Genomic DNA, 23,139 nt, shown 5'->3' on the forward strand with positions numbered 1-23,139 from the left:
CCGTCCCTCGGCCTACGGGCCGAGAGGTCGACGGACGCACCGGATGGCAAGGAGAACCTTCACCGTGGTCGACATCATCGAGATCTACGTCCACTGGTGCGCGGGCCGCTCGAAGATCCAGGTGGGCCCTGGACCACCCCGAGACCCGGCAAGCATGGTCCCGCCAACGGCGCAACAGCCGTCTCCAGCTCTCCGCCGGCCTCCTCGCCCTGGCCGCCGGCGTAGCGGCAGCCGCCTCCGGCCCGCCCGCCGCCGTCGCCGCCGCGATCGCCGTCACCGTAGCGGGGTGTTCAGCCTCGCCTTCGTGATGTCCGTCAGGCTTTCCCGCGGTCGGCCATCTGTCATCGTCCTTTACTGATCGTGGTCCTTGCCGGTAAGAGCGCCTACCGCGCCGGCACGGTCGAGGGCGTCGTTGCCGACTTCGCGGTTGCGGGTGGACAACGCGTGGCCGACGGCTTCGGGTTGAGCGGAGCGCCGGCGTCGTCGCGGTCCCGGCACCGCGACGACGCCGATGAAGTGACGATCACCGGCGAACCGCGCCTCGTCCCCCGGGCCCGCCGGGTGGTCCCATGCCGTTTTGCAGCCGGTCGCCCGCATGCGGATTAGCCGAAGACGGCCCGGACCGAGGCTGCGACCTCGGACTCGGGGATCCGGTCGCGGAGCTGCTGGGGGAGCGGGTTGTCGAAGCTGACCATACGGACCAGGCCGCTGAGGATGTCCCGGTAGTGCCCGGCCGCCGACACAGCGGTGGTGCTGAGGGTGAGAACCGCGATCCGGCGTCCGTCCGGGTGTGGAACGTACCCCGTCAGCCGGAAGAGCTGCTGTCCTTCCGCCTCCACCAGGCTCTCGGTGATGGCGGCCGGTCCGCAGGGCAGATCGGCCAGTTCCAGCGTGTCGGCGCTTTCGAGGGCGAGTGCGGCCTTGGCCGCGCCGAGTTTGGGCGGGGTCCAGGGAGTGTGCAGCCACATGATGGTGAGGACGGAGTGCAGCAGCGCCTCGTCGTCGCCCTCGTGAAGGCCCATGGAGCAGTGGACGGTGCCCTGCCGGCGCAGCAGCTCGCTCATGACCTGGGCTTCCGCCAGGCCGGCGAGGAACGCTTCGTGCTTGTCCCGCGGCACCAGCTCCAGCAGCGTGTGCACCGCGTCGAGCAGTTGGTGGGCCTGGTCGGTGTCCGGCTCGGCGAGGAGCGCGGTGTAGGGGATGTCCACGAAACCGGGCGGCAGGGCGAACCAGAGGTCGCAGCCGGGCCGCGTCGCCGAGTCGTCGACGGCGAACTGGTACCCGTCCCCGTACTCGTGTCCGACGCCGCTCGCGGGGCCGTCCTCGGAGTGCCGGTTCTCGGAAGTTGATTCAGCGAGCATTGATCAGCACCTTCAGTGTCTTCAGGGCGGTACTGCCATTGCCCGCACCGTCGAAGGTGCCTGCGCGGGCGGCGTCCATGGCGGTGCAGGTCTTGTTGACGCCATCGTTCTGGAGGACCGGGAAGGCGTCCTGGGCTACCCCGTACATGCTGGTGAGAGTTCCCGCGCCGGAGACGCCGAAGTCGATGACCTCGGCCGCTCCCGCGGGGTCGGCAGCGCCCTTGACCAGCATCAGGGTGACCGGGTTGTCGGACTTCGCGATGCGGTTGGCGGCCAGCAAGGTCTTGCTGTCGGCGCTCGCCATCCGCTCGCCCAGGGTGAGGGCTTCGGTCGCCGCGCCTGCGGACCGTACGGCGCCGTTGACTCCGCGCGCCACCGCGCCGGCGCCGGGGACAACACCGAGCGCGTCGCCCGCCGCGCCGACGGCGTTGCTCCAGAAGTCGGCGTCGAACTCGCCCTTGGTGAAGCCGTCCGCGATCGACGCGCGGAACACGGGATCGGCGATCCGCGTGGCCAGCGTGGCGGCGCTCGCCGCGGCGGCGACGAGGAGGAAGAGGGCGATGCCGACCGGTCCGCTGAGGATCAGGGCGAGGAGTCCGGCCACAGCGGCGATGGCACCCACGACGTCGGTGAGATTGTCGCTGAGCCAGTCCGTCGCCTCGCTGAACCAACCGGGCTCTTCCGGGGCGAGTTTGTCGGTGGCGTCGCGGAGGGTACGGGCTTTGCCGCGGGCGGTGGCGGAGTGTTCCTCTGCCAAGTCGTGGGCGCGTTTGATGATGCCGTTGAGATCGCTCTGGGCGTTGGTGACGGCACGGTTGGCGCTGCTGAGCGCTTCGGCGGCCCTGTCGAGGCGGGACTGGGCGCTCTGCAGCTCGCTGTCGGTGGCGAACTTCTGCCCGGCGAGTTTGAGGTCGGGGTCGGCCTGTGCGGCCCTCTCGCGGTCCCGGGCCGTGGTGAGCTTGTCGTGGGCGGCTTTGGCGTCGCCTTCGAGGGTTTTGGCGCGGTCCTGGAAGCCGGAGAGGTCCTGCTGCCAGCCGCCGAGGGTGGTGGCGGCCTTGAGGAGGGAGGCGTGGGCGTTCTTGAGGTTGTTGCTGAGTGAGCCGTCGAGCTGCTCGCGGAAGGCGACGGCGGCGTCGCCCTCCCAGGAGACGCCGGCCCGGAGCCGCTCCACCATGCGGTAGGCCTGTTCGAGGGTTTCGGCGGAGGACGCGAGTTTGGTCTGCATACCGGTGACGGCGTCGAGGGTGCCGGGTGTGGGGTTGAAGCCGAGATTGGGGTAGGGCTGGGTCACTTGGCAACGCCCTTTGCGGCGGCCCGCTTGAACGCTCCTTCGAGGGCGATTTCGATTTCTTCGTAATTGGACTTGCTCTGCCCGACGGCATCGGCGAATTTGCCGGTTTGTTCGGCTAACTGTTCAGAGCCGTACTTCCAGTGCTCCTGGAAGTCGTTACAGGCGGAGTCGAGGTCTTTGGTGCCGATGCCGTCGGGCGTCACGTCCTGCATCTTCTTGCGTACTTCGTCCAGCGACGAATGGGCTTCCTCCAGGGTACGGAGAAAATTCCCCAGCTCACCGGTGTCCACGGAGAATTGATCCCCCATACGGTCCTCCCGAACCGATCGTCCCGTCTGTTTTTCGGGGAAATCTTATCGGTGCGTCCGGCCGGGATGCCGTGAGGTGTGCGGCGCGTTTGCGTCGGCCCGTAGCCGACCTTGCGCTCATCCTGTGAAGGTTTTGGGAGGGCGAGGAGAAGGCGACGCACGAAACCCCAGCCCCGGCTCAGCCGTGGGCGCGCAGAGCGGTGATGAGCCACACGTAATCCGGGGTGTGGGAGGGCTGGGGCGGCTGCCCGTTGACGACGGCCAGCAGCTGGCGGTAGCGCTCGGCGTCGCTGTCCGCGCCCGTTTCCAGGCGCTGGAGGATCTCGGCGTGGCGGTGGGAGTCGGTTCCGCCGAGCAGCCGGCCGAGTACGTCGGCGGCCTCGGGGGAGTCCGGGGCGACACCGCGCTCGCGCGCCCCGCCGACCAGCCAGGTGACCTTCTTGGCGAACCACTGGTACCCGCCGGGCTCCCGTCCCTGGGCGGCGTTGAACTCGGCCATGCCGCGCATACGCTGCCGGAACCCCGGGTCACCAACCAGCTCGGCGAGCTCCACCCAGGCGTCCACCTGCTCGGGGGTGGGATCGTCGGGCAGCTCGACGGCGGTGTGACGCATCCGCTCCTTGATCTCCGGGTCGGCGTCCACTCCGCCGAAGACCTCGCTGGTGAATTCCTCGATGATCTGGCGGCGTTCCTCGGCGGACAGCCGTGCGAGCTTGTTCAAGAGGGTCATCTCCTCGGTGTCGGACTGCCGCTTCGCCACGGTGCTGAGCACCGCGCGGCGCAGCCGCAGCGTATGGATCTGTACGTCCAGGGCCTTCACCTGGACGGCGGCGACGGCCGCGACGGTGGTCTCCCGCTCCAGCACCCGGCGTACGTCCTCCAGGCCGAGCCCCAGTTCCCGCAGCGTGCGGATGAGCTCAAGCCGGGCGACGGACTCGGCGTCGTAGAGCCGGTAGCCGCCGCTGCTGCGGCCGGCCGGGGGCAGGGCGCCGATGTCGGACCAGTACCGGATGGTGCGCACCGGCATGCCGGTACGGCGGGCGAGCCGGCCGATGGTGAGCGGTTCGGGGCCGTCGTCGTTCATGTCCGCAGTGTGGACCTGACAGCGGCTGGAGACTCAAGAGGAGCTCGGAGCCGGTTTTACGGGGCCGGTACGGGGGCTCAGGTTCCGATGAGGTTCAGCCCCGCCCACAGGGCCACGACCGAGACGCCGAGGGCCGCGGGCACGGTGAGCAGCCCCAGCCGGGTGAATTCGCCCAGGTTGGCGTCGGTGTCGTGGTCGTGCAGGATACGGCGCCAGAGCAGGGTCGCCAGTGAGCCGGCGTAGGTGAGGTTGGGGCCGATGTTCACCCCGAGCAGCACCGCGAGGACCGCGCCCGGGCCCGCCGGGACGGCCAGCGGCAGCAGCACGAGAACGGCGGGCAGGTTGTTGATGACGTTTGCGAGGAGGGCGGCCAGCGCGGTGAGCGCGAGCAGCTCCGGCAGACTGGTCCCGTCCGGGACCAGCTGGTCCAGCCCGTGCGCGAGGCCGTTGTCGACGACCGCCCGGACCACGATGGCCAGGCTCAGCACAAAGCAGAGGAAGGGCACGCCCGCGGACCGCAGGACGGCGACGGGAGTCGTACGGCGCTGGGCGAGTGCGCGGGCGGCGAGCACCACGGCGCCCGCCAGGGCGGCCCACGCCGGGTTCACCCCGGCACCGGAGGTGAGCACGAACCCGGCCAGCGTGCAGGCGACGACCACGAGCGTGAACAGCGGCACCTCGGGCGCTTCGGTACCGGGCGGCGCCTGGGCACCGGCGTTCAGATCGGCGGCGAAGAAACGGCGGAAGACCAGGTACTCGACGCCGATCGAGGCCAGCCAGGGCAGCGCCATCAGAGCGGCGAAACGGGTGAAGCTCAGCCCGCTGGCCGCGAACGCCAGCAGGTTGGTGAGGTTGGAGACCGGCAGCAGCAGGGACGCGGTGTTGGACAGGTGCGTGCAGGCGTAGACATGCGGCTTGGGCCGTGCGCCGAGGCGAGCGGCGGTGGCGAACACCACCGGGGTGAGCAGCACTACGGTCGCGTCCAGGCTGAGCACCGCCGTGATCACCGAGGCGACCACGAAGACCTGTGCCAGCAGCCGCCGCGGCCGGCCCGCCGCGCTCCGGGCCATCCAGGCCCCGCAGGCGCGGAACAGCCCCTCGTCGTCACAGAGCTTCGCCAGCACCAGCACCGCCGCCAGGAAGCCGATGACCGGCCCCAGCCGCTCGGCCTCCGCCCGGGCGTGGTCCAGCGAGATCGCGCCGGTAGCGATCACCAGACCGGCCGCCGGGACGGCGACGACGGCCTCCGACCGGCCCCAGGGACGTACCACCGCGCAGACCAGCACCAGCACCAGTAGGCCGATGGAAAGAATCTCGGCGAACGGTGTGCTCACAATCAGGTCCTCCTGCGCGGCGCCGGCGGCTCTCCGAGGGTGTACGCCGGGGGTGTACGAAGGCTGTGTCGATCTTCGGATGTCCTCGGGGCACGGTACGCCTTCCCCGTCCGTTGTTCCCTGAGCACCTACATGACAAGAGGAGAGATCACGGATGGCTCTGTGGGACCGGCTCAAGGAATCCGCATCGACGATGCAGACCCAGCTCAACACGAAGAAGAACGACCTCAAGAGCGGGGCTTTTCGTGACGCCAGCATGGCGATCTGTGCCCTGGTCGCCGCCGCGGACGGTTCGATCGACCCGTCGGAGCGCCGCCGTGTCGCCGGCCTGATCGCCACCAACGAGGTGTTGCAGAACTTCCCCGCCGACGATCTGCAGCGGCGCTTCGACGACTACCTGAACAAGCTCACCGCCGACTTCGACTTCGGCAAGGTCAGCGTCCTCCAGGAGGTCGCCAAGGCCAAGAAGAAGCCTGCCGAGGCACGAGCCGTCATCCAGATCGGCATCATCATCGGTGGTGCCGACGGTGACTTCGACAAGACCGAGCAGGCCGTCGTCCGTGAGGCCTGCTACGCCCTGGGCCTGCCGCCGGCCGAGTTCGACCTCTGAGCGTTCGGCCTCCGAGCGTTCGGCCCTCGGATGTCCAGCCCCTGCACAACTGATCGCGCCGGGCTACGGGGCGCACCGCCCGGTTCGGGCGTGTCGCAGACCACGGCCCCGATCACTGCCGCTCGGTGGCGGTGCCCCTCCGCGTAGGAAGGGGCACCGCCGCCGCAATGCTGGTCGCGGTACCGTCAGCTCTCCGGCAGGTGACCGGTCTGGATGAGCTGGGCGCCGCGGCGCCGGGTGATGAACTGCCCCCGGCCCGGCGGCATCCGGGTCGCCTTCGTGGAGCCGAAGACCGGGCCCTCGTTCGGGTCGCCCGACAGGACGACGCCCTGGGCGCCGAGCTCCTTGATCCGGGTGAGCACCGGCTCGAAGGACGACCGGGAGGCGCCGGAGGTGCTGCGCGCCAGGACGATGCGCAGACCGAGGTCGCGCGCGAAGGGCAGGTACTCCATCAGCACCGACACCGGGTTGCCCATGGAGGTGGCGACCAGGTCGTAGTCGTCGATGAAGATGAAGGCGTCCGGCTCGGAGTACCAGCTGCGGTTGCGCAGCTGGTCGGGTGTGACGTCGGAGCCGGGCATACGGCGGCTCATGGAGCCGGCGAGCGATTCCATGACCTCCTGGAGCTGCGGCCCGGAGGCGCAGTACTTGTACATATGGCTCTCGGGGACCTGGCCGAGCAGGGCGCGGCGGAAGTCGGAGACCACGAAGAGCGCCTTGCCCGGCGCGTAGCGCTCGCTGACCTGCTTGGCGATCAGCCGGAGCAGTGAGGACTTGCCGGACTCGCTCTCGCCGTAGATGACGAAGAGCGGGTCCGTCTCGAAGTCGACGAAGACCGGGGAGAGGGTCAGCTCGTCGACGCCGATCGCGATGCCTCGGTCGGAGAAGTCCCCGCCCTTGGGCAGGTCGTGGGCCGGGAGCATGGTCGGCAGCATACGGACGCGGGGCGCGACGGGGCCGGACCAGTTGGAGTTGACGCCTGCCACGAGCTGCGCCATGCCGTCGGAGAGGTCCTCGATGCTCGACGAGCCGTCGGTACGGGGGAGGGCGGCGAGGTAGTCGAGCTTGTCGGGGGACAGGCCGCGGCCGGGCTTGCCCATCGGCACGTTCTCGGCGCGTTTGCGGTCGAACTCGGACTCCATGGCGTCGCCGAGCCGCAGCTCCAGGCGGCTGAGCACCTGGTCACGCAGCGCCGGCCGCATCTCGGTGTAGCGGGTGGCGGTGATGATGAGGTGGATGCCGAAGCCGAGACCGCGGGTGGCGATGTCGGTGATGACCGGGTCGAGGAGTTCGTAGTCGGTCTTGAAGGTGGCCCAGCCGTCGATGATCAGGAAGACATCGCCCCAGGGCTGGTCCGGGTAGTGGCCGGCTGCCCGGCGTTGCCGGAAGGTCCCCATGGAGTCGACGGCGTTGGCCCGGAAGAATTCCTCGCGGGCGCCCAGAATGCCGTGTACCTCGGCGACTGTACGACGGACCTTCTCGGCGTCCAGGCGCGAGGCGACCCCGCCCATGTGGGCGAGCCCGTCCAGCGCGAGCATGCCGCCGCCGCCGAAGTCGAGGGCGTAGAACTGCACCTCGCGGGGGGTGTGGGTGAGCGCGAAGGACGCCACCATCGTACGGACCAGGGTCGACTTGCCGGACTGCGGACCGCCGACGACGAGCGCGTGGCCGGAAGCGCCGGACAGGTCGGCGTACATGACGTCACGCCGCTGCTCGAAGGGCTTGTCGACGAGGCCGACCGGGACGGCGAGCTTCCCGGCGGCGGTGAAGCCGTCGGCGTGCAGGCCGCGCTCGGGACTGACGGTCAGCGGCGGGAGGACCTGGTCGACGCTGAACGGGTCGTCCAGCGGCGGCAGCCACACCTGGTGGGCGGGCGGCCCCTGGCCCTCCAGGCGCTGCACGATGACATCCAGCACCGTGTCGGAGAGCGCGTCGTCGAGATGGGCACTGCGCGTATCGGCGTCCGGTTCGGTCTCGGCGAGGATCCGTACCGGCACCGGGGCGGCTGTGAAGAGCACCGGGGAGCGGTCGATCCGGGCGCCGCCCACCGTACGGGCGCCGCCCGACCGGTAGGTGCCCGACACATACGCGGCCTTGAACTGCACCATTGTCTCGGTGTCGTACTTGAGGATGCCCGCGCCCGGAACATTGGGCAGGTGGTACGCGTCGGGCACGCCGATCGCGGTACGGGACTCGGCGGCGGAGAAGGTGCGCAGCCCGATGCGATAGGACAAGAATGTGTCCAGCCCGCGGAGCTTGCCCTCCTCCAGGCGCTGCGAGGCGAGCAGCATGTGCACACCCAGCGAACGGCCGATCCGGCCGATCTGGATGAACATCTCGATGAAGTCGGGCTTGGCGGCGAGCAGCTCGCTGAACTCGTCGATGATCAGGACGAGCGAGGGCAGCGGGTCGAGGGCAGCGCCGGCCGCCCGCGCCTTCTCGTAGTCGGTGATGTTCGCGTAGTTGCCGGCCTGGCGCAGCAGCTCCTGGCGGCGGGTCAGCTCACCGGTGATGGAGTCACGCATCCGGTCGACGAGAGTGAGCTCGTCGGCGAGGTTGGTGATGACCGCCGACACATGCGGCATAGTGCCCATGCCGGTGAAGGTCGCACCGCCCTTGAAGTCGGCGAGTACGAAGTTGAGCGTCTCGGAGGAGTGGGTCACCGCCAGGCCCAGCACGAGCGTGCGCAGCAGCTCGGACTTGCCGGAACCGGTGGCGCCGACGCAGAGCCCGTGCGGGCCCATGCCCTCCTGCGAAGCTTCTTTGAGATCCAGCATGACGGCCTCGCCGGTCTCGCCGAGGCCGATCGGGACGCGGAGGCGCTCATGGAGGGTCCGGGGGCGCCAGGTGCGCGAGACATCCACGCTTCCGGCGTCGCCTATGCCCATCAGGTCGGTGAAGTCCAGGTTGGCGAGCAGCGGTTCGTCCGCGTCGGCCGCGCCGAGGCGCAGCGGCGCGAGCTGCCGCGCCAGCGACTCGGCCTGGATCTGCGACAGGACGTCCGGTACGCCGGTGAACACCCCGGTGCCGGCCTCCAGCACCAGCTTGTCCGGGCGGACCTGGATGGACAGCGAACCCCGCAGCTCGTCCAGGTCGCCCGGTACGACTTCCAGGATGGTGACGCCCTGCAGCCCCTCGGCCGAGGCGATCACGGAGTCCGCGGGGACGCCGCCGCCGTCGAGGACGATGACGACATGCGGCTCGTCCAGCACCGGCTGGCCGTCCCGGTTGAAGCGCGGGCGGTCCTCCAGCTCCTCGGCGAGCAGCTCCTCCACCTCACCGAGGTCACCGCAGATCAGCCGGCGCGAACCGGCGCCGTCGGACTCCCGGTGCTGGGCGTGCGGCAGCCACTTCGTCCACTCCCAGTCCGGTACGGCCCCCGGGGCGGCGACCACCGCGATCACCAGGTCCTCCGGGGAGTGCAGCGAGGCCAGCTGGCCGACGATCGACCGGGTCTGGCCGTAGACGGTGTCCGGGTCGCCGGAGATCGTCACGTGGTAGAAGGACCGCAGGCCCACCGCGAGCGGCAGATTGTCCAACGACCCGTGTGCGGCGAGGAACTGCTGCATCGCGTGCGCGGTCAGCGGTTCCAGCTCGTCCACCGGAGCGGTCTCCGGGGCGATCAGCGGGGTGTTCAACTGCTGCGGGCCGAGACCGACCCGGATCTGTGCGAAATCTTCGTCGGTCGACCGCCGTTCCCACACACGCGAGCCCTCGGTGACCAGCGCCCAGAGCTGTTCGGGCGCCGGGTGCAGGTAATACTGCGCGTCGCGCTGCTTGTGCGCCGTACGCCTCACCTGACGCCGGATCTGCGCCAGGTACTTGAGGTAGTCGCGGCGGTTCTCCGCCATCTGCCCGGACGGACCCTGCCGGGAGCGCACGATCTGCGCGATCACCATCGCCACGGTGGAGACGGCCATCAGACCGCCCATGATCTTCATGATGGCCTGAGTGCCCGGCATGAAGAAGAAGACCACAGAGCTGCCCATCCCCAGCATGGGCAGCAGGTTCATCATCAGCCCGGAATCCTCGCCACGCGGCAGTTCGGGCGGGGTTACCAGCCGTACCTCCTCACTCGGCACCTCCGGCGGGAAAACCCGCGGCGGGCGCTTGATGACGACAACGCTCACCGATGCACCAGTCCTTCACGCAACTCGCAGTTCGGACCGCCCCCGTTGTGACGGCCCCCCGTAAGCCGCGCGCCGAGAAGGCGCGGGGCTTCTAACGCACATGGCAGGCGCCGATACTACTGGTGACCGCCCGCTGCCAGGGACGGGCGGGACCAGGGGAGTTGACGCCAAGGGGTAGGGTGACGCTTCGCGGAACGGGGCCCCGCCGCTGAACCAGGAGTGGGCCCACCCACACACCGGACGAGGGGGAACCGCCAGGTGAGCACGGTTTCAGCAACCGGATTCTGCAGGGTCACGGTCGCGGCGCCCAACAGCCGGATAGATGTCGCACTCCCCGAGGACGTGCCGCTGTCCGATGTGTACCCGGAGATCCTCCGGCTCTCGGGCCAGACCCCGGAGGAAGCCGCGCCGACCGGCTACAACCTGGTCCGCCGGGACGGCACCGTTCTCGACGACGGGCTCTCCCTCGCCGAGCACCAGATCCGCGACGGCGAACTGCTGCTCATGCGGCCCTTCGCGGACTCCCTGCCGCCGGCTGTCTTCGACGATGTCGTGGACGCCGTCGCCGCCGCCGTCGAGACCGACCGCCGCAGCTGGAACGACACTCTGATGCGCGGTGTCGGCCTGACCGCCGGCTTCGTCCTGCTGGCGCTGATGGCGTTCCTGCTGTGGTTCTCCGAGCCGGTCAAGCACGACATGCACGGGCTCCCCGGCATTCTCGCCGGTGCCGCCGGCCTCGTCCTGGTCACCCTCGCGTCGGTCCGCGCCCGGGTCTACGACGACCGGTACTCCTCCGTCGCCCTCGGCCTGGCCGCGCTGCCGCTGCTGCTGGTCGCCGGCTCCGGCATCATGCCGGTCGACGCCGGCGAGGGACCGGGCAGGCTGCACTTCCTCATCGGCTGCGTCACCGTACTGATCGCCGCCGTCCTGCTGGTCATGATGCTGCCGCAGGGCGACGCCCCCTTCGTCGCCGCCGCCTTCACAGCCGCCGTGGGCACCATGGCCACCTTCGTGGCCATCCTCACCGACGCTCAGCCGCGCGAGGCCGCCGGCATCACCGCCGTCGTCATGATCGCAGTGATCGGCTTCCTGCCCGGCTGGTCCGCGCGCTTCGCCCGACTGCCCATCGGCTTCCGCTCACCGGACCAGATCGCCGGACGCAACCGTGGTGGCGACGGCGACCGGCAGGAGGAGGACCCGGTCGACTTCGAGCGGATCACCAACCAGGCCCGCCGCGGTCACGAACTCCTCCTCGGTCTCGTCGCGGGCTGCTCCGCCGCGATCGTCGGCTCTGCCGGTGCCGTACTGGGCTTCTCCTCCAGCGGCTGGGCCCAGGCGCTCGCCCTCACGGTCGGCCTCGCCACGGTGATGCGCGCCCGCCTCTTCCGCTACACGGCGCAGGTCGTCTGCCTCATGGTGGCCGGTGTCATCACCATCGGCCTCCTCGTCCTCGGGCTCTCCCTCAATCCGCCCCCGGACATCGTCCAGGAGCTCACCGTCAACCACAACGGCTCTCCGCTCGACGTCCGTACCATCTGGCTCACCGCTGCTGTCGCCCTCGGCGCCACCCTCCTCGTCGCCATCGCCCTCATCGTCCCGAGCAAGGGCGTCACCCCTTTCTGGGGTCGCATGCTCGACCTCGCCGACGGCGCGATCCTCCTGGCGCTCATCCCGCTCGCGCTGGCCGTCCTGGACCTGTACGCCGAAGCCCGTGGCATGACCAGCGGCTGACGCTGAGTGGCAGGCTCCCGGCCCGGGCTGCCCGGCGCCGCAGGGCAGGCGGCGGTCCGCAGCGGCGGCGCCCGCGCCGGAGGTAAGCTGCGCCGCCGGCCGTTCCCGGCCCGTCCGGCGTTTGAGGACGAGGCCAAGGCGCGGCGCCGGGTCCCGGCGGCAGTCGCGTAAGCCCGCCGGAGCCCGGCATCGTGGTAATCGGGTCCAGGCCCCGGTGGTACTCTGTGTGACGGCCGTCTACGCATGCGCGCAGCGCGCCCGCACCGCCTTCCGAGTAGTCGAAGTTCCCTCTGTGATCCAGACCAGGGGCGCTCGGAGGCAATCCGACACCAAGGAGTCCGTATGCCGCTCGATGCCGCAACGAAGAAGCAGATCATCGCCGAGTTCGGTACCAAGGAGGGCGACACCGGCTCCCCCGAGGTCCAGGTCGCAATGCTCTCGCGCCGGATCTCGGACCTCACCGAGCACCTGAAGCTCCACAAGCACGACCACCACTCCCGCCGGGGTCTGCTGATCCTGGTCGGCCAGCGCCGTCGTCTGCTGCAGTACCTGGCCAAGAAGGACATCACGCGCTTCCGTGAGCTGCGCGAGCGGCTCGGCATCCGCGCCGGTGCCGCAGGCGTCCGCTAAGAAGCCACACAAGGGGAGCGGTTCCTGCGATGGGGCCGCTCCCTTCGCCATATACAGCCCGGTACAGCTGCCGCACCGGCACCCCGCTGGATCCGCTACACCTTGTACACCAGATGATCCGCTTGCGCAGGACGTGCGCAGAAGCTGCGTAGTCTGGTCCAATAACGCCATAGAGCATGAGTGAGGCGCGTCGCCCTTCAACCTCTGACGCCTCCAGAGCCGGTCCTCGGTAGTGGTCCCCGGGAGAACGAGTCCCCCGGTGGCTTCGATCGAAGACCGGCCCGGCGGGAGCGACGCACCTCCACCGATGGCCCCACGGGAAACGCCCGGGGGCATGGAAGAGGAGAAACCCCATAGTGGAGAACGAGACCCACTACGCCGAAGCCGTGATCGACAACGGCGCCTTCGGCACCCGTACCATCCGTTTCGAGACGGGCCGTCTGGCCCGTCAGGCCGCCGGCTCCGCCGTCGCCTACCTGGACGACGACACCATGGTGCTGTCGGCCACCACAGCCTCAAAGCACCCGAAGGACCAGCTCGACTTCTTCCCCCTCACGGTGGACGTCGAGGAGCGCATGTACGCGGCCGGCCGCATCCCCGGCTCGTTCTTCCGCCGCGAGGGCCGCCCGTCCGAGGACGCCATCCTCACCTGCCGCCTGATCGACCGCCCGCTGCGCCCGTCCTTCGCCAAGGGCCTGCGCAACGAGATCCAGGTCGTCGCGACGATCATGGCGCTCAACCCGGACCACCTGTACGACGTGGTCGCGATCAACGCCGCCTCCGCCTCCACGCAGCTGGCCGGCCTGCCGTTCTCCGGCCCGATCGGCGGCGTCCGCGTCGCGCTGATCAGCGGCCAGTGGGTGGCCTTCCCGACCCACAGCGAGCTGGAGAGCGCCGTCTTCGACATGGTCGTCGCCGGCCGTGTCCTGGACGACGGCGACGTCGCGATCATGATGGTCGAGGCCGAAGCCACCGCCAGGACCATCAAGCTGGTCGAGGGCGGCGCCGAGGCGCCGACCGAGGAGGTCGTGGCCGCTGGCCTCGAAGCCGCCAAGCCGTTCATCAAGGTGCTGGTCAAGGCCCAGGCCGACCTCGCCGCGAAGGCCGCCAAGCCGACCGCCGACTTCCCGCGCTTCCTGGACTACCAGGAGGACGTGTTCGAGGCGCTCGAGGCCTCCGTCACCGACGAGCTCAAGCAGGCGCTGACCATCCCCGGCAAGCAGGCCCGCGAGGCCGAGCTGGACCGGGTCAAGGCGCTGGCCGCCGAGAAGCTGCTCCCGCAGTTCGAGGGCCGCGAGAAGGAAATCTCGGCGGCGTACCGCTCGCTGACCAAGAAGCTGGTCCGCGAGCGCGTCATCAAGGACAAGATCCGCATCGACGGCCGTGGCGTCACGGACATCCGTACGCTCGCCGCCGAGGTGGAGGCGATCCCGCGCGTGCACGGTTCGGCGCTGTTCGAGCGTGGCGAGACCCAGATCCTGGGCGTCACCACCCTCAACATGCTCCGTATGGAGCAGCAGCTCGACACGCTGGCGCCCGAGACGCGCAAGCGCTACATGCACAACTACAACTTCCCGCCGTACTCCGTCGGTGAGACCGGCCGCGTGGGCTCGCCCAAGCGCCGCGAGATCGGCCACGGTGCGCTCGCCGAGCGGGCGATCCTCCCGGTCCTGCCGACCCGCGAGGAGTTCCCGTACGCCATCCGCCAGGTCTCCGAGGCGCTCGGCTCCAACGGCTCGACGTCCATGGGCTCGGTCTGCGCCTCCACGATGTCGCTGCTGAACGCCGGTGTGCCGCTCAAGGCCCCGGTCGCCGGTATCGCCATGGGCCTGATCTCCCAGGAGATCGAGGGCGAGACGCACTATGTCGCGCTGACCGACATCCTCGGCGCCGAGGACGCGTTCGGCGACATGGACTTCAAGGTCGCCGGTACGAAGAACTTCGTCACCGCGCTGCAGCTGGACACCAAGCTCGACGGCATCCCGGCCTCGGTCCTGGCCGCCGCCCTCAAGCAGGCCCGCGACGCCCGGCTGCACATCCTCGACGTGATGATGGAGGCGATCGACACTCCGGACGAGATGTCGCCGAACGCCCCGCGCATCATCACCGTCAAGATCCCGGTGGACAAGATCGGTGAGGTCATCGGCCCCAAGGGCAAGATGATCAACCAGATCCAGGAGGACACCGGCGCCGAGATCACCATCGAGGACGACGGCACCATCTACATCGGTGCGGCCGACGGCCCGGCTGCCGAGGCCGCCCGCGCGATCATCAACGGCATCGCCAACCCGACGATGCCCGAGGTCGGCGAGCGCTACCTGGGCACGGTCGTGAAGACGACGACGTTCGGCGCCTTCGTCTCGCTGCTCCCGGGCAAGGACGGCCTGCTTCATATCTCGCAGATCCGCAAGCTGGCCGGCGGCAAGCGAGTCGAGAACGTCGAGGATGTTCTCGCCGTGGGCTCCAAGGTCCAGGTCGAGATCGCCGAGATCGACCAGCGCGGCAAGCTCTCGCTGATTCCGGTCATCGAGGGCGAAGAGTCCGACAGCGGCTCCGCCACCGACAAGGACGAGCCGAACTCGTGACCTCACGCTCAACCCGTGAGACGGCCCGCCCCTCCACCAAGGGGCGGGCCGTCCGCACGCAGACTGTCCTGCCCGGCACCGTCGACGGCATCGGCACGGTGCGCCGCAGCGTCCTCCCCGGCGGCCTCCGCGTCGTCACCGAGACCCTGCCGACCGTACGCTCCGCGACCTTCGGCATCTGGGTCGGCGTCGGCTCCCGCGATGAGACCCCGGTCCTCAACGGCGCCACGCACTACCTGGAGCACCTGCTCTTCAAGGGCACCGATCGGCGCAGCGCCCTCGACATCTCCTCCTCCATCGACGCGGTGGGCGGCGAGATGAACGCCTTCACCGCCAAGGAGTACACCTGCTACTACGCACGTGTGCTCGACACCGACCTGCCGCTCGCGATCGACGTCGTCAGCGACATGCTCACCGGCTCGCTCATCCGGCAGGAGGACATCGACGCCGAGCGCGGAGTCGTCCTCGAAGAGATCGCCATGACCGAGGACGACCCCGGCGACCAGGTCCACGACCTCTTCGCCACCGCCCTCCTCGGCGACTCCCCGCTGGGCCGCCCGGTGCTGGGCACCGTCGACACCATCAACGCCCTCACCCGTGACCAGGTCTCGCGCTTCTACCGCAAGCACTACGACCCGACGCGTCTCGTCGTCGCCGCAGCCGGCAACCTCGACCACGCCGCCGTCGTACGACAGGTCCGCGAGGCCTTCGACCAGGCCGGCGCCCTCCGGGTCCCGGACGCCGACCCCCGCGCCCCGCGGTCCGGCGCCCGCTCCATACGCGCCGCCGGCCGGGTCGAGCTGCTGGAGCGCCGCACCGAGCAGGCCCATGTCGTCCTCGGCATGCCCGGCCTCTCACGGCACGACGACCGCCGCTGGGCGCTCGGCGTGCTGAACACCGCACTGGGCGGCGGGATGAGCTCCCGGCTCTTCCAGGAAGTGCGCGAGAAGCGCGGCCTGGCCTACTCGGTGTACTCGTACACCTCCTCGTTCGCCGACTGCGGCCTCTTCGGCGTCTATGCCGGCTGCCAGCCGCGGCGCGTCCATGAAGTGCTCAAGATCTGCCGCGACGAGCTTCAGCAGGTCGCTGAGCACGGCCTGGCCGACGAGGAGCTGCACCGCGCCATCGGCCAGTTCTCCGGTTCCACGGTGCTCAGCCTGGAGGACACCGGCGCGCTCATGAACCGCATCGGCAAGAGCGAGCTCTGCTGGGGGGAGCAGCTGTCCGTCGACGCCACCCTTGAGCGCATCGCCGCCGTCACCCCGGACGAAGTGCGCGCGGTAGCCCGCGATGTACTGGGACAGCGTCCGTCGCTGGCCGTCATCGGGCCCCTGAAGGACAAGCAGGCCGCCCGGCTGCAGGAATCCGTCGCCTAACCGAAAGAAGTTCGTACGATGAGCAAGATCCGCGTCGCGGTCATCGGCGCCCACGGCCGTATGGGCTCCGAGGCCGTCAAGGCTGTCGGCGCCGCGGACGACCTGGAACTGGTGGCCGCGCTCGGCCGCGGTGACAAGCTGGAGACGCTCACCGAGGCCGGAGCCCAGGTCGCGGTCGAGCTGACCCATCCGGACTCGGTGATGGGCAACCTCGAGTTCTGCGTGACCAACGGCATCCACGCCGTCGTCGGCACCACCGGCTGGACCGACGACCGGCTGGCCACGCTCAAGGGCCGGCTCGACTCCGCACCGGGAACCGGCGTGCTCATCGCCCCGAACTTCGGCATCGGTGCCGTCCTCACCATGCGCTTCGCACAGCAGGCGGCCCGTTTCTTCGAGTCCGTCGAAGTCGTCGAGCTGCATCACCCGGGCAAGGCCGACGCCCCCAGCGGCACCGCGGTCCGCACCGCTCAGCTGATCGCCCGGGCCCGCCGCGAGGCCGGTCTGGGCGACCAGCCGGATGCCACCACCACCGCCCTGGAGGGGGCCCGTGGCGCGGATGTCGACGGGGTGCCGGTGCACGCCGTACGGCTGCGCGGCCTTGTCGCCCACCAGGAGGTGTTGTTCGGCGACGCCGGGGAGATCTTCACCCTCCGGCACGACTCGATGAACCGCAGCTCCTTCATGCCCGGAGTGCTCCTCGGCGTACGCCGCATCGTCTCGGCGCCCGGTCTCACCTTCGGGCTCGAAAACTTCATGGACCTGGACTGAGGACCGCCGCCATGCGCGCCAAAATCACTTACTTCGTCCTCGCGGCGGTCCTGCTCTTCTACTTCGTCCTCGTCGGCAGCCGGGGCGTCATGCTGATCCAGGACGCCACCCTGGTCACCGTCACCTTCGGCGTTGCCGTCCTCGTCCTGCCGCTCATCGGCCTCTGGTTCCTCTGGCACACCACGGCCTTCGCCCGCAACGCCGGCCGCCTCGCCCGCGAGCTGGAGGCCGAGGGCGGCCTCCCCGTCGACGAGCTCGTACGTACCCCCGGCGGACGCATCGACCGCGATTCGGCGGACCTGGTCTTCGCCAAGCGCCAGGCGGAGACCGAAGCCGCCCCCGACGACTGGCGCAGCTGGTTCCGGCTCGCCGTCGCCTACTTCGACGCCCGCGACACCCCGCGCGCCCGCAAGGCCATGCAGCGCGCGATCGCCCTGCACGACGGCAGGCCCGTACGCCCGTAGCGTGATGGCCCGCCGTGCAGGCGCTAGCGGAGCTCCGCCGCCCGGCCCTCTATGGCGTCGGCCGCCATGTCGAAGGCCTCCCTGCGGCCCAGGAAGTCCGCGTTGTGATCGGTCATGAGCGGGCGCAGCTGCTGCCCGTTCGCCCGCGTGACGATCAGCGCCTGCCCCTGCACGGTCCGGGGCAGTTCCAGTACCCGCACCGGCTGCTGAGCCGTCCGTACGCTGCCGACCTGGTCCCACGGCACGGTCACGGTACTGAAGAGCCGGCACTGGCGCAGCCCCCGCCCGCTCACCCAGAAGCCCACCCGCAGCAGCCGCAGCGCGCTCACGATCACCAGGACGGACGCGCCCAGACAGGCCTCGGCGCCGGACAGCCCCTTCGCCACTCCGATGATCATGCCGGCGAAGAGCAGATACGCGGCGAGCATCAGCATCAGCGCCGCCGTCGCCACCCGCCAGGGACCCGGGCGGTACGGGCGCATCCACTTGTCCTGCGCCGAGTACGGCAAAGGGGTGTCTGTCACTTGCTGGTCGTGGCCGCCGTCCGCGGCGAGGAAGGGCAGGGGCACGCTCAGGATCCTTATCGGGCGGGGGAAGTTCTGACCGGAGGCTATCGGGGACCTGTGCGCGCGGCCAGCCGCAGCACTGCGTCTGTCCGCTTTGCACCGAGTGGCGGCGTTGTCAGTGCCAGCGCATAGGCTTGGCGCCGCCCCGAACGCCCACGAGGAAGGACCTCCGGTGACCGACACCCCCACCGAAACCGCAGTTCAGTTCCGTAGCGACGTCACTGTCGAACTGATCAAGCACAGCGCGGCGGACTCGGACGTGTTGTGGGCGGCGCGTGTGTCCACAGCCGGAGAGCAGTCCCTCGAAGAGCTGACGAAGGACCCCGAGCGGTCCAAGGGCCTGATCAATTATTTGATGCGCGACCGGCATGGCACTCCGTTCGAGCACAACTCGATGACCTTCTTCGTGAGCGCTCCGATCTTTGTCTTCCGGGAGTTTCATCGCCATCGCGCGGGATGGTGTCTCGCCGGCGATACGGAGATCACCCTGGAGGGCGAGGATGGAATTCTCCGGCACAAGCCGATCAAGGAATTGTTCGAGCAGCGGCAGCACGGGGCTCAAGACCGGCACGTCCGGTGTTATGACGAGCGGACTCTGGTGGCTCAGCGGGCAGAGATCGCGGACGTCATCGAGTCGGGGGTGAAACCGCTGCTGCGTATGACGACAGTGAGCGGCAGGACCTTGCGCTGCACGAAGGATCACGCCGTGTTCACGCCCGATGGCTGGCGGAAGGCGGGAGAGCTGGAAGTCGGTGACTCGGTCATGGCGCAAGCGGCCGCTGTGCGTCCGTCCGAGGCGCTGGTGCCGCCCGGCCTGCGCCAGGGGGTCGGGGCATGGGCGTCCATGCAGCACAAGCGCCTGATCAAGGAGATGGACGTCTGCTACCTGTGCTCACGTCTGTTCCCCCGCGAGGCGCTGGAACTCGACCATGTCGTGCCGGTCGCGGCTGACCTGATGAAGGCACTCGATGAGAAGAATCTCGCTCCGGCCTGCCCGGAGTGCCACGAAAGGAAGAGCGCGGCAGAACAGGCACTGGCACAGCGCGGCGGCGAGTTGGCAGTCGCCCGCCCGGACATGATCGTGTCCGTCGCTGACGACGGTGAGGAGATGACCTACGACCTTTCGGTGGAGGGGCCCTGGCACAATTTCCTCGCCGACGGGATCGTCGTGCACAACTCGTACAACGAGGAGAGCGGGCGGTATCGCGAATTGCAGCCGGTCTTCTACACTCCCGCGGAAAGCCGGCACCTGGTGCAGCAGGGGAGGCCCGGCAAGTACGAGTTCGTGCCCGGTACCCCGGAGCAGCACAAGCTGGTGACCGAGGAAATGGAAGCCGCGTACCGGCAGGCCTATGCCTCCTACCAGCAGATGCTGGAGGCGGGGGTGGCCCGTGAGGTGGCGCGCGCGGTCCTGCCGGTGGGCCTGTTCTCGTCGATGTACGCCACGTGCAATGCCCGGTCGCTGATGCACTTCCTCTCCCTCCGGACCAAGGACGAGCGGGCGAAGACTCCCTCGTTCCCCCAGCGCGAGATCGAGATGGTGGCTGAGCAGATGGAGACGCTCTGGGCTGGGCTGATGCCGCTCACCCACGCCGCATACAACGCTCAGGGCCGCGTCGCACCATGAGGTCGCGCCCGCAATGTTCCGATTGCGGGCTTTCGTGAAGTTCATTTAGGCTACAGACACGGACCCCGGCGCCGCTTGAACCCCCGAGCAGGCGGCGCCGGAGTCCTCTTCGCAGGTCCCGAGGGGACACCCCCACACCTTGACCGAGTAGCGTTGTCCTTATGGCTCCGACCTCCACTCCGCAGACCCCCTTCGGGCGGGTCCTGACCGCAATGGTCACCCCGTTCGCCGCGGACGGCGCTCTCGACCTCGAGGGCGCGCAGCGGCTCGCCGCTCATCTGGTGGAGGCAGGCAACGACGGCCTGGTCGTCAACGGCACCACCGGCGAGTCGCCGACCACCAGCGACGTGGAGAAAGAGCAGCTCGTACGGGCCGTAGTGGAGGCCGTCGGCAACCGGGCCTTCGTAGTCGCCGGGGTCGGCACCAACGACACCCGCCACAGCATCGAGCTCGCCCGCCAGGCCGAGCGGGCAGGCGCCCACGGTCTGCTCACGGTGACGCCGTACTACAGCAAGCCTCCGCAGGAAGGCCTGTACCGGCACTTCACCGCCATCGCCGACGCCACCGGCCTGCCGGTGATGCTCTACGACATCCCTGGTCGCAGCGGCGTCCCCATCGAGACCGAGACCATCGTCCGGCTCGCTGAGCACCCCCGGATCGTCGCCAACAAGGACGCCAAGGGCGACCTGGGGCGTGCCAGCTGGGCCATCGCCCGATCGGGCCTCGCCTGGTACTCCGGGGACGACATGCTCAATCTGCCCTTGCTCTCGGTAGGCGCGGTCGGCTTCGTCTCCGTTGTCGGCCACCTGGTATCGCCTGAGCTGCGCGCCCTGTTGGGGGCCTACGTCTCGGGTGACGTGGCCAAGGCCGCCGAGATCCACCAGCGGCTCCTCCCCGTCTACACGGGAATGTTCCGCGCCCAGGGCGTCATCACAGTCAAGGCCGCGCTCGCGCTGCGGGGACTGCCCGGCGGACCGCTGCGGCTTCCGCTCGTGGAGCTCGGCCACGAGGAGACCGCTCAGCTGAAGAAGGATCTCGCCGCAGGCGGGGTACAGCTGTAGTCAAAGACTTAAAAACTGAATACCGGACGAAATAGCGAAATTACCGACCAACCACGATGTCACGCACGCCAGGTGTCCTCGCCGAAGAGGCATGTTGGTGCGCGTGGTGAGGAGAGACTTTTGAGCCATCCGCATCCAGAGCTCGGATCCCCGCCCGTTCTCGCCAAGGGAGGCCTGCGCGTTACACCGCTCGGCGGCCTCGGCGAGATCGGCCGCAATATGACGGTCTTCGAATACGACGGCCGGCTGCTGATCGTTGACTGCGGGGTGCTCTTCCCCGAGACCGAGCAGCCCGGAATCGATCTGATCCTTCCCGACTTCAGCTCCATCCGGGACCGTCTCGACGACGTTGTCGGCATCGTCCTGACCCACGGCCACGAGGATCACATCGGCGCTGTCCCCTTCCTCCTCCGGGAGAGAGCCGACATCCCGCTGATCGGCTCGAAGCTGACCCTCGCCTTCATCGAGGCCAAGCTGACCGAGCACCGCATCCGGCCGTACACCCTTGAGGTGATGGAGGGCCAGCGCGAGGCAATCGGCCCCTTCGACTGCGAGTTCATCGCAGTCAACCACTCCATTCCGGATGCCCTGGCCGTCGCGATCCGTACTCCGGCCGGGATGGTCGTCCACACCGGGGACTTCAAGATGGACCAGCTCCCCCTCGACGGGCGCCTCACCGACCTGGCCACCTTCGCGCGGCTGGCTGAAGAGGGCATCGACCTGTTGCTTTCGGACTCCACGAACGCCGAAGTCCCCGGCTTCATCCCGCACGAGCGCGATATCGCACCGGTGCTGAAGCAGGTCTTCGCCAAGGCCGAGAAGCGCATCATCCTGGCCAGCTTCGCCAGTCACATCCACCGCATCCAGCAGGTGCTGGACGCCGCCCATGAGCGCGGCCGCAAGGTCGCTTTCGTCGGTCGCTCCATGGTCAGGAACATGGGCATCGCCCGGGACCTCGGTTACCTCAAGGTCCCGGCCGGTCTGGTCGTCGAGGTCAAGACTCTCGATGATCTTCCGGACGAGAAGGTGGTGCTGGTCTGCACCGGTTCCCAGGGTGAGCCCATGGCGGCCCTGTCCCGCATGGCGAACCGGGACCACCAGATCCGTATCGTCGAGGGGGACACCGTCGTCCTCGCGTCGTCGCTCATTCCCGGCAACGAGACCTCCGTCTACCGCGTGATCAACGGTCTCACCCGGTGGGGGGCCAATGTCGTGCACAAGGGCAACGCCAAGGTGCACGTTTCCGGCCACGCTTCGGCCGGCGAGCTCCTGTACTTCTACAACATCTGCAAGCCTCGGAACCTGATGCCCGTCCACGGCGAATGGCGGCATCTGCGTGCCAACGCCGAGCTCGGGCAGCTGACCGGTCTTCCCAAGAACCGTTGCGTCATCGCCGAGGACGGCGTCGTCGTGGATCTGGTGGACGGTCTCGCCAAGGTCGTCGGCAAGGTCCAGGCGGGTTACGTGTATGTGGACGGCCTCTCGGTCGGCGACGTCACAGAGACCTCGCTGAAGGACCGTCGCATCCTTGGTGAGGAAGGCATCGTCTCCGTGACGGTCGTCGTGGACAGCTCCTCCGGCAAGCTCGTCGGCGGCCCGTTCATCCACGCGCGTGGATCGGGTATCGACGATGATGCTTTCGCCGCGGTCCTCCCCAAGGTCGAGGAATCCCTGGCCAGGGCCGCTGCCGACGGCGTCGCCGAGGTGCGTCAGCTGCAGCAGCTCATCCGCCGCGCCATCGGCAAGTGGGTCTCCGACACCTACCGTCGCCGGCCGATGATCCTCCCTGTGGTCGTCGAAGTCTGACGGGCCGCCAGGTGCGGGGCGCTCCGATTTGCATCGGGGCGCCCCGCTCCAGTACGTTGGCACAACCCCCGGGAACGAGAGTCGCACAATCGTGTGCGCCCTCGGATCCGGAGTGGTGAATCCGACCGGAAAGCATCTGCTAAAGTCGGGGAGCGCGAAGGCCGAAAGGCAGAAACGCTAATAAGAATGAAAGCAGGAATCCCGCCAGCGGGAATCGGGCCTGAAAGGGTCTGGTAAGCTGGGAAACACGAAGGGAAAGCCCGGAGGGGCCGGTGAAACGGTCTCGAAGGAAGCTTCCGTTCCTTGAGAACTCAACAGCGTGCCAAAAGTCAATGCCAGACTATAAAATACCCCGGGCAGGCCGGTTTCCGGTTCTGCTTGAGGTTCCTTTGAAAAGGCCTTCC

At 68.9% G+C, this 23,139-nt stretch carries 19 protein-coding genes and 1 pseudogene; 11 read left to right on the forward strand and 9 right to left on the reverse strand.

What is annotated here, in order from left to right:
- Positions 1-351 precede the first annotated feature (351 nt).
- The 6 genes from FCI23_RS35665 to FCI23_RS35690 all read right to left on the reverse strand — a co-directional run bounded on the left by FCI23_RS35665 (position 352) and on the right by FCI23_RS35690 (position 5,378).
- Positions 352-597 carry a hypothetical protein gene (locus FCI23_RS35665; protein WP_136728320.1) on the reverse strand — a complete coding sequence of 82 codons (246 nt, stop codon included), beginning with the start codon at positions 595-597 and terminating at the stop codon, positions 352-354.
- A 5-nt stretch (positions 598-602) separates the two neighbouring features.
- A complete protein-coding gene (locus FCI23_RS35670; RefSeq protein WP_136728321.1) occupies positions 603-1,361 on the reverse strand; it encodes a hypothetical protein in 759 nt (252 codons plus the stop codon).
- Positions 1,351-2,652 carry a hypothetical protein gene (locus FCI23_RS35675; protein ID WP_136728322.1) on the reverse strand — a complete coding sequence of 434 codons (1,302 nt, stop codon included), beginning with the start codon at positions 2,650-2,652 and terminating at the stop codon, positions 1,351-1,353. The genes FCI23_RS35670 and FCI23_RS35675 overlap by 11 nt, the downstream gene beginning before the upstream one ends.
- The gene (locus tag FCI23_RS35680) at positions 2,649-2,942 is read right to left on the reverse strand and encodes a hypothetical protein (protein WP_246144381.1); all 294 of its coding nucleotides are present in this window, start codon (positions 2,940-2,942) and stop codon (positions 2,649-2,651) included. Before FCI23_RS35680 ends, FCI23_RS35675 begins: the two co-directional genes overlap by 4 nt.
- A 196-nt stretch (positions 2,943-3,138) precedes the next feature.
- Complete coding sequence (locus FCI23_RS35685; RefSeq protein ID WP_136728324.1) at positions 3,139-4,044, reverse strand: helix-turn-helix domain-containing protein; 906 nt, start codon at positions 4,042-4,044, stop codon at positions 3,139-3,141.
- Between the two features lie 77 nt (positions 4,045-4,121).
- Positions 4,122-5,378, reverse strand: coding sequence for an SLC13 family permease (locus FCI23_RS35690; protein ID WP_136728325.1), 1,257 nt, complete (start codon positions 5,376-5,378; stop codon positions 4,122-4,124).
- A 154-nt stretch (positions 5,379-5,532) separates the two neighbouring features.
- Between FCI23_RS35690 and FCI23_RS35695 the strand changes: the two genes are divergently transcribed.
- Complete coding sequence (locus tag FCI23_RS35695; protein ID WP_136728326.1) at positions 5,533-5,988, forward strand: tellurite resistance TerB family protein; 456 nt, start codon at positions 5,533-5,535, stop codon at positions 5,986-5,988.
- 185 nt (positions 5,989-6,173) lie between these two features.
- Here FCI23_RS35695 and eccCa read toward each other — a convergent pair whose 3' ends face one another.
- On the reverse strand, positions 6,174-10,118 hold the full coding sequence (gene eccCa, locus FCI23_RS35700; RefSeq protein WP_136728327.1) for a type VII secretion protein EccCa: 3,945 nt from the start codon (positions 10,116-10,118) through the stop codon (positions 6,174-6,176).
- 258 nt (positions 10,119-10,376) lie between these two features.
- Here eccCa and eccD point away from each other — a divergent pair, with 258 nt between their 5' ends.
- The 6 genes from eccD to FCI23_RS35730 all read left to right on the forward strand — a co-directional run bounded on the left by eccD (position 10,377) and on the right by FCI23_RS35730 (position 17,675).
- Positions 10,377-11,849, forward strand: coding sequence for a type VII secretion integral membrane protein EccD (gene eccD, locus FCI23_RS35705; RefSeq protein ID WP_136728328.1), 1,473 nt, complete (start codon positions 10,377-10,379; stop codon positions 11,847-11,849).
- A gap of 342 nt (positions 11,850-12,191) precedes the next feature.
- Positions 12,192-12,479, forward strand: coding sequence for a 30S ribosomal protein S15 (gene rpsO / locus FCI23_RS35710; protein ID WP_136728329.1), 288 nt, complete (start codon positions 12,192-12,194; stop codon positions 12,477-12,479).
- A 356-nt stretch (positions 12,480-12,835) separates the two neighbouring features.
- The gene (locus tag FCI23_RS35715) at positions 12,836-15,064 is read left to right on the forward strand and encodes a polyribonucleotide nucleotidyltransferase (RefSeq protein WP_136728330.1); all 2,229 of its coding nucleotides are present in this window, start codon (positions 12,836-12,838) and stop codon (positions 15,062-15,064) included.
- Positions 15,061-16,440: a M16 family metallopeptidase gene (locus FCI23_RS35720; RefSeq protein ID WP_136728331.1), complete on the forward strand. Its 1,380-nt coding sequence runs from the start codon at positions 15,061-15,063 to the stop codon at positions 16,438-16,440. The genes FCI23_RS35715 and FCI23_RS35720 overlap by 4 nt, the downstream gene beginning before the upstream one ends.
- Before the next feature lie 18 nt (positions 16,441-16,458).
- Positions 16,459-17,211 (forward strand): 4-hydroxy-tetrahydrodipicolinate reductase, encoded by a 753-nt coding sequence (gene dapB, locus FCI23_RS35725; RefSeq protein ID WP_136728332.1) that lies wholly within the window; start codon positions 16,459-16,461, stop codon positions 17,209-17,211.
- 11 nt (positions 17,212-17,222) lie between these two features.
- Complete coding sequence (locus FCI23_RS35730; RefSeq protein WP_136728333.1) at positions 17,223-17,675, forward strand: tetratricopeptide repeat protein; 453 nt, start codon at positions 17,223-17,225, stop codon at positions 17,673-17,675.
- 23 nt (positions 17,676-17,698) lie between these two features.
- On the opposite strand, the gene FCI23_RS35735 is transcribed toward FCI23_RS35730, so the two are convergent.
- On the reverse strand, positions 17,699-18,244 hold the full coding sequence (locus FCI23_RS35735) for a hypothetical protein (protein WP_136728334.1): 546 nt from the start codon (positions 18,242-18,244) through the stop codon (positions 17,699-17,701).
- A gap of 169 nt (positions 18,245-18,413) precedes the next feature.
- Here FCI23_RS35735 and FCI23_RS63230 point away from each other — a divergent pair.
- The 4 genes and pseudogenes from FCI23_RS63230 to FCI23_RS35750 form a co-directional block, all read left to right on the forward strand.
- Positions 18,414-18,701 (forward strand): annotated as a pseudogene (locus FCI23_RS63230) (FAD-dependent thymidylate synthase); the annotation flags it as partial.
- Positions 18,702-18,746: 45 nt separating this feature from the next.
- Positions 18,747-19,868 carry an FAD-dependent thymidylate synthase gene (gene thyX, locus FCI23_RS64050; RefSeq protein ID WP_407646072.1) on the forward strand — a complete coding sequence of 374 codons (1,122 nt, stop codon included), beginning with the start codon at positions 18,747-18,749 and terminating at the stop codon, positions 19,866-19,868.
- Between the two features lie 161 nt (positions 19,869-20,029).
- Positions 20,030-20,929 carry a 4-hydroxy-tetrahydrodipicolinate synthase gene (gene dapA / locus FCI23_RS35745; protein WP_136728336.1) on the forward strand — a complete coding sequence of 300 codons (900 nt, stop codon included), beginning with the start codon at positions 20,030-20,032 and terminating at the stop codon, positions 20,927-20,929.
- 120 nt (positions 20,930-21,049) lie between these two features.
- Positions 21,050-22,735 carry a ribonuclease J gene (locus FCI23_RS35750; RefSeq protein ID WP_136728337.1) on the forward strand — a complete coding sequence of 562 codons (1,686 nt, stop codon included), beginning with the start codon at positions 21,050-21,052 and terminating at the stop codon, positions 22,733-22,735.
- 177 nt (positions 22,736-22,912) lie between these two features.
- Here FCI23_RS35750 and FCI23_RS58520 read toward each other — a convergent pair.
- The coding region (locus tag FCI23_RS58520; protein WP_211265586.1) for a hypothetical protein at positions 22,913-23,139 on the reverse strand (227 nt) is incomplete at its 5' end.

The organism is Actinacidiphila oryziradicis (assembly GCF_005047355.1).
Lineage (GTDB): Bacteria > Actinomycetota > Actinomycetes > Streptomycetales > Streptomycetaceae > Actinacidiphila > Actinacidiphila oryziradicis.